A 12734-nucleotide genomic window follows, 5' to 3' on the forward strand; every position below is an offset into this window, starting at 1 on the left:
TTCAGGGGCATCTACCCTGATGGCCTTGACCTTCAGTCCTGCTGTTCATGAAACTCTTTGGAATTGCTTGGTTAATCTACCTTTCTAGCATTTATTTTCCCCATCTCTCCTTTGTTCAAGCCACACCTCTAAAATCAGCTGGGTTCTCTACGACAGGGGTTCCTTTCAAGGCAGCAGAGCCGAATGCCCGCTCCCTTGCAACACCCTATGCCTATTCCTTGTCATTCTCGACCCCAGGATGCGGCTGGATGCCCGATCCAGCGTGTCTTTCACGGTCAGCTTCTCAATCTTTCGAGGAATCTGCTGGTCTACTGCCCCTTGCTTCCAGTCTGCTTCCGGAACGGTCAGCAGCGGCTCCACCAGAAGTAGCAATCCCATCACTGAATAACCCCCTCCGTCAGCTATACGGTCGCCTAACACCGTGGGTTAGAGGCGATCGCCCAGCCAGCGTGATGAATGAACAGGTACGTTTGATTCTGGCAGATCAAAGCAGCGCTGAAACCCGCTCACTTCCCTCTGCTCCCCTGTTCCACGTATGCGAGGCCAAGGGAACTGAGCAGACCCTGGCAGAATCTTTCAAGGTGCAGGCTCCCTATCAAATTTGGATTCAGAACCACTTGGTGATGGCCCTGTCCGAACAGACTGCCGCAGAAGCGATGGTGCAGCGGTTGCGCCTGTTGATTGAAACCCCTGGCTTTGACGCCAACGGCCTGGTGCCGCAATGGGTGGGAGACGACCCCGCTATTACTGCAGGAAATCAAGTGTTATTGAAGATTGACCCGCTCATGGAGCGAGCCTTTCATCACAATGCCGACCTGATCGCGATTGACTGGACAAATAATTTGCGGCGTGCCCTTGGGGCTGAACCCCTTTCCCTGGTGGATGCCCAGGCCCAAATGTATGGCCTGGTGGAAAGTCGTCAGGGCTTACAAGGAACTGCATCCTGGTATGGCCCTTACTTTCATAAGCGCTTGACAGCTAACGGGGAACGGTTTAACCAGTACGCTCTGACTGTCGCCCACAAAACCCTACAGTTCAATACCTTTTTGAAGGTAACGAACCGCAAGAATGGACAATCTGTCATTGTTCGTGTGAATGACCGTGGACCTTACGTGGGAGAGCGTTCCCTCGATCTTTCCTACCAGGCGGCTCGCTGTATTAACAGTGATGAGGTAGGCGTTGTCTCCTACGAGGCCATGATTCTAGCTCCAGGCATTCCCGATGCTGTGCAACTGGCTCGCCCTGCTAAACCGAATGTGGAATTTCCACGGCAAATTGCAGGTAATCCAATGAGTTTTGATCGCCCTCCAATTGATTAGTTCTGAAGAAACCTACCTGCTGCGGAGTGCATCCCACTTTTGTAAATTTGGGAAACCCACTGCTGCTTTCATCGGTGTTTGTTGCAGGAAGTGTTCTGAAAAGCTAAGCCAAATTTGTGGGTAGGTCGGTTATCCGATCCCCTTTCGGGTGCTGGAATTTTAGCAATCCCCTCTGGAGAGTGCTAAATTCTGGAAGGAGAACTCAGCGATTGGGAATGGCCAAGATTATTGTTTTTAAGGATGACTCGCGTCAGGCCCTCGAACGGGGGGTCAATGCGATCGCCAATGCCGTACGGATTACCCTGGGTCCTCGGGGCCGCAATGTCGTATTAGAAAAGAAATACGGCATACCTGAAATCGTCAATGACGGGGTTAGCATTGCTAAGGAAATTGAACTGGAAGATCCTCTAGAAAATGCTGGCGCGCAACTGATTCGCGAAGTCGCATCCAAAACGAAAGACCTGGCAGGGGATGGCACCACCACTGCAACGGTGTTGGCCCAGGCCATGATCCACGAAGGTTTGCAAAACGTGACAGCAGGTTCTAACCCTGTTAGCCTTCGTCGAGGTATCGAGAAGACCGTGGCGTATTTGGTGAATGAGATTGGGGCAGTTGCCAAGCCTGTATCTGATAACGCCATGATCGGGCAAGTTGCCACTGTCTCTTCTGGTAACGACGCGGAAGTCGGCTCGATGATTGTCGAGGCCATGAACCAGGTGGGTCAGAATGGTGTGATCACCGTAGAAGAGTCCAAGTCCCTCTCAACTTCCATGGATGTTGTGGAAGGAATGAACTTCGACCGGGGCTACATCTCTCCCTACTTCGTGACCGACACCGAGCGGATGATCTGTGAGATGGAGAACGTCGCCATCCTGATCACCGACAAAAAGATCAGCTCTGTCCAAGATCTCGTGCCCTTGTTGGAGCAAGTTGCCCGGGCCGGACAACCTCTTCTCATTATTGCCGATGACATTGAAGGGGAAGCTCTCGCTGCCCTGGTCGTCAACCGTCTACGGGGTGTGCTGAATGTGGTGGCCGTGAAAGCTCCCAGCTTTGCCCTGCGCCGCAAGGAAGTGCTGCAAGATATCGCCATCGTGACGGGTGGCCAGGTAGTTACGGAGGAGGTTGGCCTCACCCTGGATCAACTGGAGCCCGATATGCTCGGCCGGGCTGACAAAATTACTGTGACGAAAGACACCACAATCATCGTGTCAGAATCTCCTGATAAGAGCGCTGTGGAAGCTCGGGTTGCCCAACTGCGTCAGCAACTGGCTGAAACCGATTCTGACTACGACAGCGAAAAGCTGCAAGAACGGATTGCTAAGCTGATTGGTGGCGTAGCTGTGATCAAAGTCGGTGCAGCTACTGAAACCGAACTGAAGGATCGCAAACTGCGCATTGAGGATGCTCTCAACGCGACCCGTGCAGCGGTAGAAGAAGGTATTGTTCCCGGTGGTGGTACGACCCTGTTGCACCTGGCTCAGAAGCTAGACGGCTTCGTTGCAGGGTTAGATAGCGACGAGCAGATTGGTGCCCGCATTGTGGCTCGGGCGCTGGAAGCTCCCCTGCGTCAGATTGCCGATAACGCCGGAGCCCCTGGCACCGTCGTTGTTGAGAAGGTGCGCGATTTGGATTTCAATGTCGGCTATAACGCCCTCACTGGCCAGTATGAAGACCTGGTGCAGGCAGGCATTATCGACCCGGCTAAAGTCGTGCGATCGGCTCTGCAAGATGCAGCTTCTGTTGCCGCTATGGTACTGACCACCGAAGTGCTGGTGGTCGAGAAGCCTGAACCCCAACCCCCTGCTGGCGCTGGCGGCGACATGGGTGGTATGGGCGGTATGGGTGGCATGGGTGGCATGGGTGGCATGGGCGGTATGGGTATGCCTGGCATGGGCGGCATGGGCATGATGTAAGCCTGCCCTACACACTCTTTACCCATAGCCACTTTAAAGGGATGGGGCGACGCATTGCATTGCCCCGACCTTTTTGAATCTACAGCTCCAATTAAAAAGAGAGTGCCGGGATAAAAACCAGCGCTCTCTTTTTAATTAGATTAATTAGAGCTGCTACGGGTGCATCCCACTTTTGCAAATTTGGAAACCCACTTTTGTAAGTGAAGCGGGCTTCGCCCGCTTCACTTACAAAAGTGGGATGCACCCGCTGCTACAAGGTACAAAAGCGATGGGGAAGGTCACTATTTTGTCTCAGCCCAGAAGGGCACGTAGCACCAGGCTTTACGCAACTCATCATCCCACCGCTGGTACTCGGGGTCTTTTTCTTCCACCAGTGACCAGAATTTGTGGGAGTGGTTCATGTGGATGGTGTGGCACAGCTCATGGATGAATACGTAGCGCACCAGAGCAGGCGGCAAAAACAACAATTTGGCATTGAGGCTGATGCTTTGGTGACTGGAGCAACTGGCCCATCGGGTTTTTTGATGACGGATGGATGCCCGTTGGTAGGGCAAATCAACCTCGTGGCTTACTTGGCGCAGCCAGGGCACCAGGTGATAGCGGGCCTTATGCTCCAACCACTTACGGAGCACGCCCTGACACGCGGCTAGATTATCCGTTGGCCCTACCACCTGAAGTTCGTGCTGAACCGTTGGGTTAAGAACCAGGCGTGAGCTGTTCTGCGAGCGATAGGAAACCGTCCAGATTTCGGGGAGCGATCGCAACTCAATCTGCTGGGGCATGAGATCGCTGGCATTGGGGGCGATCGCTTCGCGCTCTTGTTCCAGGCGGTGCAGCGTGCGGGCAATCCACTCCTGCCGTTTTTCAACCAGGGTTGGCACCCGGTTTAAGTCGTAGCCAGGGGGCACAACGACTTCCACTCCAGTGCGGTGGGAGACCCGGATGCTGACATGCTTGGCCCGTTGGCTGACGCGCACCCGATAATCTGCATTCGAAACTGCTGTGTGATCCCGTTTGACCATATTCCTAACCGTAACCTCTAACCCCTATAGTCTGTTTGTACTAATAACATGCTAAGACGTGGATATTTTTTGGAAGACGGTGCAAAGCCATCAAGGGTTGAATTGCCCCCAGAATTCCAACAGAATAGCGCGGTGAGGAGCCGCCAGGGAGCGTACCTCTTGCACCTTTGCACTATAACAAGCACCACGTTGCACATCAGTAATGCTGACCAGACTCATGTCCATGCCCTCCTGTAAGGTGAGGGCCGAGAGGGGAACGGTCAGTGGTGCTGCGAAGACATGACGAACGACCTTATCCGTCGGGTAGGACTGAAACAGCTTTAAGTCAGGGGGTGTATAGCCGATTTCCTCCAGCAACTCTCGCCGGACGGCTTCCTCGGGCTTCTCATCAGGCTCTAGATGCCCTCCAAAGAAGGCCCACTGCCCTGGATGGACGAGTGTTGGAATGTCGTCGCGTAGCTGCAGAAGGAAGTGGTCGTTCTGCTGGAGGATGGCGATCGCAACATGAGTCAAAGCCATGGAAGCATCGAAGTCCGTAACAAGGGAAATTTCTTTAAGGGTAACCAAACAGTCCAGCTACTGGGGGCTTTACCATCTAAACAAGAGCCAAGGTCTACTTTCCCGGCTGCTTCTTTTGGGCATCCAGGTATATTTCGCCCTGCTCCTTCCCTTCGAACCCAAGGGTCTCGAATCGAACATTGCCTCTGATTTTGACAGGTTCCCCCGGCTTTAGCTCCGTATCGGAGGATACGACCCAAAGCTTTCCTGTGGCATCCTGCACCTGATAGACCTGGGCTCCAATCAGGGGAACGCGATCGCTGACTTGCCCCTCCACGGTCACCTGGCGATCCCGCAACAGCCCTACCGTTTGAACATCCCGGATGGGAATAGGCCATCTCAACTGGCCCCAGAGTAGAAATCGTAGGGGGGAAAGGGCCAGAACCAGGGCCAGGGTTGTGATTCCCAGGAGGATCAGGAGCGATCGGCTTTGCTGCTTCAATGGGGATCGTCGCTGTCCTTTTGTCATAAAGCTCCGCTCACAAAACCACTTGAACCAACTCTTACAGTCTAGAAGCAACGTTTTGAGGGAACGTCTGAAAGTTTGTGCCCTACGGGCAGGGGCTCTCCGCTTTGAAGCCCAAAAACCGATCGCCTTTGGCGATCGGTTTTTGCAGCAATTCTCATTTTGAAATCAGGCCCGAAAACCGCGCGCCAAAGGCGCACGGTTTTCGGGCATCAAAGCCAAGAGTTCACGCCCTACAGGCGTGAACTCTTGGCTTTGATGCCCATACTGAGAATTGCTGCGGTTTTTGGGCTGAGTGCTAAAAAGGGAATTGCTGCCTATATCCTGGTAGGTTGGAGCAATGGAAGGAGACGTGCATGGCAGAGATTTTGAACGGCAAAGCTCTTGCCCAAAAAATGCAAGCAGAGCTGGCCCAAGAGGTGCAAGCTCTGACCGAGCAGGGGCATCGGTCCCCAGGGTTAGCGGTATTGATGGTAGGTGATAATCCTGCCAGTGCAGCCTATGTGCGTAACAAAGAGCGAGCTTGCGAAAAAGTGGGGATCGCATCATTGGGTAAACATTTCCCAACGGAGGCGAGCCAGGAAGAGCTAGCCGACATGATCACCAAGCTAAACCAGGATGATCGCGTGGATGGCATCCTGGTACAGCTGCCGCTACCCGATCACCTGGATTCTGTTGCACTGCTCAATCAAATCGATCCCGACAAGGATGCTGATGGCCTACACCCAGTGAATTTGGGACGGCTGGTGCGGGGAGAGGTGGGTCTCCGGAGCTGTACACCCGCTGGAGTCATGCGCTTGCTGGCTGAGCACAACATTCCAATCCAAGGGAAAAAAGCAGTGGTGATTGGCCGCAGCATTCTGGTAGGTAAACCTCTGACCCTGATGCTACTGGAGGAAAATGCCACCGTCACCGTTGCCCACTCCCGTACTGCCGACCTGGCAGCGGTGGCTCGTGAGGCGGATATTCTGGTTGCTGCTATTGGCCGGGCCGAGATGATTACCCCAGACATGGTGAAGCCTGGTGCAGTGGTAGTGGATGTTGGTATCAACCGGGTTGAAGATGCTCAGGGAAGCCGCCTGGTAGGGGATGTCGCCACAAGTGCCGTAAATCCAGTAGCTTCCTGGATTACTCCAGTTCCGGGTGGCATCGGTCCCATGACAGTGACGATGCTGCTTTACAACACGGTGTGGAGCTATAAACGGCGGTTAGGCTTGCATTAGACCTGCACTCTACTAGGTTCCTTGTTGCGGCAAAAGGAGAGCCTTAGGCCCTCCTTTTGCCAATACATCACCAATAGGCTGCTAATATCCTTTTTCCAAAAATCCGACTACCGATGGGAGTGGGCTGGGTTGAGCATGGCACTCTCCCATCTATATAGCGATGTGCAAGTGCGTTAAGTACAACAACGGTGGTGTGGGGCACTTCGTGCCCCACACCACCGTACTTAATCAACGTGCACAGCGCTATAGTCCGATTTTTGGGATTTGGTATAAGTGTCACAACTTGCATATTTCTCCACCGAAACGGTCCCTTTCCGCGATAGAGTTTGATTCGGTGGGACAGTTTGCCACGGCAGTAACAGGAAGACAATGACGAGTTCGCAGCACGATACGGTAATAGAACGGACGTTTGACCTTTCGGCCTATCTGGCCGCTAAACAAGTCACGGTGGAAGCTGCTCTGGATGCGGCGATCGCCCTCCAATATCCTGAAACCATTTACGAATCCATGCGCTACTCCCTGTTGGCGGGAGGCAAGCGTCTGCGACCCATTCTGTGCATCGCCACCTGCGAGCTGGTGGGCGGCACTGAAGCAATGGCTATGCCCACGGCCTGTTCGCTGGAAATGATCCACACCATGTCGCTGATCCATGATGATCTGCCTGCCATGGATAATGATGATTTCCGCCGGGGCAAACCCACGAACCACAAAGTTTATGGCGAAGACATCGCTATTCTGGCTGGAGATGGTTTGCTGGCTTACGCCTTCGAATACATTGCGGCCCAAACCCAGGGAGTTGCTCCCCAAAATGTTTTGCGAGTGATTGCTCACCTGGGCCGTGCGGTTGGGGCTGCTGGTTTAGTGGGTGGTCAGGTTGTAGACCTGGAATCTGAAGGAAACTCAAACGTTACGGTTGAAACCCTGACCTGGATTCATCGCCATAAAACCGGAGCCCTCTTGGAAGCCTGTGTCGCCTGCGGTGCAATGTTGGGGAATGCCTCGGAGGATGACTTACAGCGTCTATCCCAGTACGCCCAGGACATTGGCTTGGCGTTCCAAATTGTGGACGATATTCTCGATATCACAGCGACACCCGAAGCCCTGGGCAAAACCGCGGGGAAAGACCTCCAGGCCCAGAAAGCTACCTATCCGAGCTTCTGGGGATTAGAAGAATCGCGACGGCAAGCTGATCAGCTAGTTGCCCATGCTAAGGAATTGCTAGAACCCTTTGGGGAGAAGGCCGATCCGTTGCGGGCGATCGCTGACTACATCACCGCGCGCACTCACTAATCAACCACCGGAGAAACCTATGCAGGACTTTGGTAATGTGCTTCACAACTCGGTTTTGATCGTAGCGATCGCGGCTTGCCTGATCGCCCAGGTGCTGAAGCTGGTGGTGGAACTGATTCGACACGGCAAAGTTACATTCCGCACGTTGGTAGAAACAGGCGGTATGCCCAGCGCTCACTCGGCCCTGGTAACATCTCTGGCCGCTGGCGTGGGGCAGACAGTCGGTTGGGAAACCCCTGCCTTTGCTGCTGCCGCGATTTTTGCCGTTATCGTTATGTACGATGCGGCTGGGGTCCGGCAGGCTGCTGGGAAGCAAGCCCGTATTCTGAACCAGATTGTGGATGAGTTTTTCCACGATGCCGAATTTCACGAGGAGCGCTTAAAGGAATTGCTGGGGCATACCCCGGTTCAAGTCATTGCTGGCTGTGCTCTGGGTATTCTGGTGTCCTGCATGGCCGCCCGTGCCTACTGATGAAGCCGCATCGCTATAGCAATGTGTAAGTGCGTTAAGTACAGCAACGGTGGTGTGGGGCACTTCGTGCCCCACACCACCGTACTTAATCAACCCGCACAGCGCTATATATAGAAAAAAAGACACCCGGTGTTTCTGAAAAACACCGGGTGTCTTGCTTTTTTGCCTGATGGCATGGGCGATCTAACTCATAGCTAACATCCGTTGAATGGGTCGCAGAGCGGCCTCACGGGTGTTCTCAGGTAGGGTGATCTCAGGAGTTTTGTGCTTCATGCAAAGGTAGAGCTTCTCCAGGGTGTTCAGCCGCATGTGGGGGCACTCGTTGCAGGCGCATTGCTGGTTCATCGGTGGCGCGGGAATGAACTGCTTCTGCGGCGCGGCTTTTTGCATCTGGTGAATAATACCGGGTTCTGTCGCCACGATGAAGGTTTGGCGATCGCTCTTCTCGGCATAGTTCAGGAGTGCCGTTGTGGAGCCAATGTACTCCGCGTGGCGCAGTACCGCAGGTTCGCATTCGGGGTGAGCGATCACCTCCCCATCTGGGTATTGCATTTGCAACTCTACAATCCGGCGCTCTGAAAAGGTTTCATGCACCATGCAGCTGCCCTCCCACAACACCATATCCCGTCCGGTTTGCTCCATCACATAGCGGCCCAGGTTGCGATCGGGCGCGAAGATAATGGGTTGATTTTCAGGAATCTGCTGCACAATCTTGACTGCATTAGAGCTGGTGCAGATGATGTCGCTCATCGCCTTAATCTCAGCGGTGCAGTTGATGTATGACACCACCAGATGATCGGGATACGCCGCTTTGAATTTGGCAAACGCATCGGGTGGGCAGCTATCTGCTAGAGAGCATCCAGCCTCTAAATCGGGTAGTAATACGAGCTTGTCAGGGTTGAGAATCTTTGCCGTTTCTGCCATAAAGTGAACCCCTGCAAAGACAATCACATCAGCCTTGGTGTTAGCGGCCTGCTGCGATAGCCCAAGGGAATCACCAATGTAGTCAGCAATGTCTTGAATATCGGGATCCTGATAGTAGTGGGCCAGAATGATGGCGTTCAGGTCGCGCTTGAGCTCGGCGATCGCCCCAAACAAATCCTGAGGCAACCTATCAGTCGGAGCAGATTTTTGGTGAGAAAGAACACTGGCAAACACGGGCGTTAGGATTCCTGCAACTAGTAGGGGAAGGTTGCACCCTTAATTATGGTGCTTTTTACCATAAATGCATTATAGTCGATTTCACCAAAATTGGGGAGAGTGTTAGCAAAATCTCCGGCTGACATTTGGGAGTAGGGGATGGGTGTAAGCATTGCTCCTTGGCCTGAATCGCTGCTTACTTCTTGGGTGTGCTGTGGATAGGCGAATGACTGCTTTAAGCGATCGCCCTCCAATCCACACCCCCGACCCCTCTCCCGGGAGAGGGGGCTAGGGGGTGTGGGTCGACCCTCTCCAACCCAAGCACTTGCATATACACGCTAGCTCTCGGGAGAGGAACCGGATGTGTAGATTCGTCTTTGTCGCAGCAGCTAGCCCCTGAGCGTCCTCATCAGCTGATGCACTCAAAATCGCTCTTCAAAAATGACTGAATTTCGCTCCAAATCTGCGCTTCCACGTCGACCAGCGCATGGTCGCTGTCCAACTCGATTAAGGTTGTCCAGGGGCGGTGTGCAGCGTGATCTCGGCTGGCTGTAACAGGAATGGTGTCATCATAAATGCCATGCAGGATCAGGGTGGGTACGGGGCGTTGTAGCTTAGCCTCCTCATACTGGGCGGCATCGGTGACAAAACTATAATGCAGCGGTAGTTGGCGCTCCTGACTGTAGTGGTAGACCGAGAGTAAACCTGTTTCCTGCCAGTGTTGCACCGCGGCTTCTCCAAGGCGGGGCAGCCAGTGTTGAAGAAAGCCAAAGGCGGGAGCTAGCAGAACCAACTTTTGTACCTGGGCGTGGCGATCGCCCAACCATGCCGCTGTTAACCCACCAAAACTCGATCCGATCAAAATGACGGGCTCTGGCTCGGGTGGAAAGAGCATTTCTACCTGAGCAATCTGACGGCTGAGGGTGAGGTGAGAGAAATCTCCAGCATTGAGGTCGGGAGCGTGCAGGGGAATACCAAGGGCCGAGAAGCGATCGCCCAATGCCCTTGCTTTTTTAGATTGAGGGCTGGAAGCAAAACCGTGCAGATAAATGAACGACACCATGAGGTAGGGAGTTCCCGGTATAGTGAGGGATTGGATATTGTACACTCGATCGTTCGCACCCCTGGGCGTTATCCCAGCACTGCGACCTCTCCTCACGCCTATGAATTTGCTGGAGTACCAAGCCAAAGAACTGTTTCGTCAGGTTGGCATCCCTGTGTTGCCGTCCCAACGGATTGATTCATTGCAAGACATTAAAGGGTTACGCGTTCCCTACCCGGTGGTTTTGAAATCGCAGGTCTATGCGGGCGAGCGGGCCAAGGCCGGGGGCATTCGCTTTGTGGAAAATACGATTGATGCGATCGCCGCTGCCCAAATCATCTTTAACTTGCCGATTCAAGACCAATACCCCGATGTACTGTTGGCTGAGGCTCGATACCAGCCCCATCGCGAACTCTACCTGGCAGTGGTACTCGATCAAACCCTGGGTCGTCCGGTTCTGCTCGGTTCTGGGGAAGGTGGGATCAATGTCGAAGCTGTAATGGCGGCGATGCAGCAGGTGGTCGTTGATCAGGAATTTTCGCCCTTTTACGCACGACGCTTGACCTTGTTGATGGGGCTTCAGGGCCAACTCATCCGGGTCGTCAGCGATGTACTGGAGAAGATGTACACCCTATTTGCTCAGAAAGACCTGGATTTGTTGGAGATTAATCCCCTTGGAGTCAGTGTTGAAGGGGAAGTGATGGCTCTAGACGGCAAGGTGACCGTGAATGACGATGCCTTAGCACGCCATCCCGAGCTGAATGCTCTGCAACTGCAACCCCAAAACAGCCGTAACCCCGCTCCTATCGATCTTCCCTGTGGCATGAGCTTGGTGGAGTTAGAAGGCAGCCTGGGAATTGTCTGCAACGGGGCAGGGCTGGCAATGGCTACTCTCGATATGGTATTTCAAGCCAGTGGTCGGCCTGCGTTTGCTCTTAATTTAGGGGGTGAAGCGTCTTTCAGTTGTTCCAGCTTTTCCCTCGGAGAACGGCTAACTCAAGGATTGGCAGCTTTGCCAACCGAGGTCAACGTGAAGGTGCTATTGCTGAACTTACTCAGCGGTACTTCATCCTGCCAGGAGGTAGGGCAGGCGATCGCCACCTACCTGCGCCGTCGCGATCGTCCCCGTTGCCCCCTCGTCGTCCGTCTGGCTGGAGCAGAGTATGATTCTGCCAAAGCGTTACTGGAGGTGCAGGGAGTACCCGTGTTTTCTGATTTGGATGCGGCGATCGCCCATGCTGTTGACCTCACCCGTCCCAAGGCCAGTTAATTTCCCTGTTATTCATCTATGCGCCGACTGTTAGCCAGTAGCAACGTCTTAATTCAAGGCATTACCAATCCCCTGGGGTCGTTATATACCCCTTTGATGGCTGCCTCTGGAACTCACATTATGGCAGGGGTAGACTCCGGGCATAGTGGTACTTCCCTCAGCGGCATCCCCGTGTTTGACATGGTAGATGAGGCGCTGGGTAAGGTCGGGCCTGTCACCACGACGGTTATCTTTTTGCCCCCTTATGAAGTATTAGATGGGGCGTTGGAAGCAATTGCTGCTGGCATCCGCCAAATTATCATCATTACGGAAGGGGTGCCACCGCTGGATATGGTGCGGCTATTACGCAAAGCTCAGCAAACCGAAACCCTGGTGGTTGGCCCCAATAGCCCTGGCATCATTGTTCCGGGTGAAGTGCTCCTGGGAACACACCCGACCGAGTTCTACACACCTGGTTCGGTTGGGATTATTAGCCGCAGTGGAAGTCTGACCTACGAAGTCGCCCTGCAACTAACCCAGGCCGGTCTGGGCCAGTCAATGGTGGTGGGAATTGGGGGCGATCGCGTGACTGGCTCCTCTTTCCAACAATGGCTGCAAATTTTGGAGGAGGACGATCGTACGGAGGCGATCGTTCTCATCGGCAGCATTGGCGGTGATAGTGAAGAAGCCGCTGCTCGGTACATCAGCGAAACCATTGATAAGCCTGTAGTGGCTTACCTGGCAGGCCGTACGGCTCCGGCTGATCAGCCCTTGGGCCATGCCGGAGCTGTGATTGCCGCGCGTCTTAGTGGCTGGGAGGATGCGATCGGCACGGCGGATAGCAAAATTGCTGCCTTTAAAGCGGCTGGGATCCCCCTTGGTAAGCGCCCTTCGGATATCCCTCGACTTATTTCTAATCTCGGCTAAGGAGATTTCCAGTAATGAAATTACCCCCAGAATGTTGGTGCTTTGCCCGCGAAGCGGGCAAAGCACCAACATTCTGGGTAAATTCTTATGCAGAAACCTCCTAAGTTGAA

General features: G+C 53.8%; 12 protein-coding genes. 7 read left to right on the forward strand and 5 right to left on the reverse strand.

The window, feature by feature from the left end:
- Positions 1 to 248: 248 nt before the first annotated feature.
- A complete protein-coding gene (locus tag H6F91_RS08255) occupies positions 249 to 1319 on the forward strand; it encodes a septal ring lytic transglycosylase RlpA family protein (RefSeq protein WP_206754916.1) in 1071 nt (356 codons plus the stop codon).
- A 215-nt stretch (positions 1320 to 1534) separates the two neighbouring features.
- Positions 1535 to 3235: a chaperonin GroEL gene (gene groL / locus H6F91_RS08260; RefSeq protein WP_190770812.1), complete on the forward strand. Its 1701-nt coding sequence runs from the start codon at positions 1535 to 1537 to the stop codon at positions 3233 to 3235.
- 281 nt (positions 3236 to 3516) lie between these two features.
- Here groL and H6F91_RS08265 read toward each other — a convergent pair whose 3' ends face one another.
- The 3 genes from H6F91_RS08265 to H6F91_RS08275 all read right to left on the reverse strand — a co-directional run bounded on the left by H6F91_RS08265 (position 3517) and on the right by H6F91_RS08275 (position 5284).
- A complete protein-coding gene (locus H6F91_RS08265; RefSeq protein WP_190770813.1) occupies positions 3517 to 4257 on the reverse strand; it encodes a SprT family zinc-dependent metalloprotease in 741 nt (246 codons plus the stop codon).
- A 90-nt stretch (positions 4258 to 4347) separates the two neighbouring features.
- Positions 4348 to 4776 carry an NUDIX hydrolase gene (locus H6F91_RS08270; protein WP_190770828.1) on the reverse strand — a complete coding sequence of 143 codons (429 nt, stop codon included), beginning with the start codon at positions 4774 to 4776 and terminating at the stop codon, positions 4348 to 4350.
- Between the two features lie 94 nt (positions 4777 to 4870).
- Entirely contained in the window at positions 4871 to 5284 is a 414-nt protein-coding gene (locus tag H6F91_RS08275) for a hypothetical protein (protein ID WP_190770814.1), read from the reverse strand.
- Positions 5285 to 5637: 353 nt separating this feature from the next.
- Between H6F91_RS08275 and folD the strand changes: the two genes are divergently transcribed.
- The 3 genes from folD (at position 5638) to H6F91_RS08290 (ending at position 8266) form a co-directional block, all read left to right on the forward strand.
- Positions 5638 to 6504 carry a bifunctional methylenetetrahydrofolate dehydrogenase/methenyltetrahydrofolate cyclohydrolase FolD gene (gene folD / locus H6F91_RS08280; protein ID WP_190770815.1) on the forward strand — a complete coding sequence of 289 codons (867 nt, stop codon included), beginning with the start codon at positions 5638 to 5640 and terminating at the stop codon, positions 6502 to 6504.
- A 369-nt stretch (positions 6505 to 6873) separates the two neighbouring features.
- Positions 6874 to 7794 carry a geranylgeranyl diphosphate synthase CrtE gene (gene crtE / locus H6F91_RS08285; RefSeq protein WP_190770816.1) on the forward strand — a complete coding sequence of 307 codons (921 nt, stop codon included), beginning with the start codon at positions 6874 to 6876 and terminating at the stop codon, positions 7792 to 7794.
- A 19-nt stretch (positions 7795 to 7813) separates the two neighbouring features.
- Positions 7814 to 8266, forward strand: a complete 453-nt coding sequence (locus H6F91_RS08290; protein ID WP_190770817.1) for a divergent PAP2 family protein — start codon at positions 7814 to 7816, stop codon at positions 8264 to 8266.
- Positions 8267 to 8449: 183 nt separating this feature from the next.
- On the opposite strand, the gene nadA is transcribed toward H6F91_RS08290, so the two are convergent.
- Positions 8450 to 9424, reverse strand: coding sequence for a quinolinate synthase NadA (gene nadA / locus H6F91_RS08295; RefSeq protein ID WP_190770818.1), 975 nt, complete (start codon positions 9422 to 9424; stop codon positions 8450 to 8452).
- Positions 9425 to 9815: 391 nt separating this feature from the next.
- Positions 9816 to 10469, reverse strand: a complete 654-nt coding sequence (locus tag H6F91_RS08300; protein WP_190770819.1) for a YqiA/YcfP family alpha/beta fold hydrolase — start codon at positions 10467 to 10469, stop codon at positions 9816 to 9818.
- A 100-nt stretch (positions 10470 to 10569) separates the two neighbouring features.
- On the opposite strand from H6F91_RS08300, the gene H6F91_RS08305 reads away from it, so the two are divergent.
- Both H6F91_RS08305 and H6F91_RS08310 read left to right on the forward strand, forming a co-directional pair.
- On the forward strand, positions 10570 to 11718 hold the full coding sequence (locus tag H6F91_RS08305; protein ID WP_190770820.1) for an ATP-grasp domain-containing protein: 1149 nt from the start codon (positions 10570 to 10572) through the stop codon (positions 11716 to 11718).
- Between the two features lie 18 nt (positions 11719 to 11736).
- Positions 11737 to 12624, forward strand: a complete 888-nt coding sequence (locus H6F91_RS08310; RefSeq protein ID WP_190770821.1) for a CoA-binding protein — start codon at positions 11737 to 11739, stop codon at positions 12622 to 12624.
- The last annotated feature ends 110 nt before the right edge of the window (positions 12625 to 12734 follow it).

Origin of the sequence: Leptolyngbya sp. FACHB-8 (assembly GCF_014695575.1) — a bacterium.
Lineage (GTDB): Bacteria > Cyanobacteriota > Cyanobacteriia > Elainellales > Elainellaceae > Vacuolonema.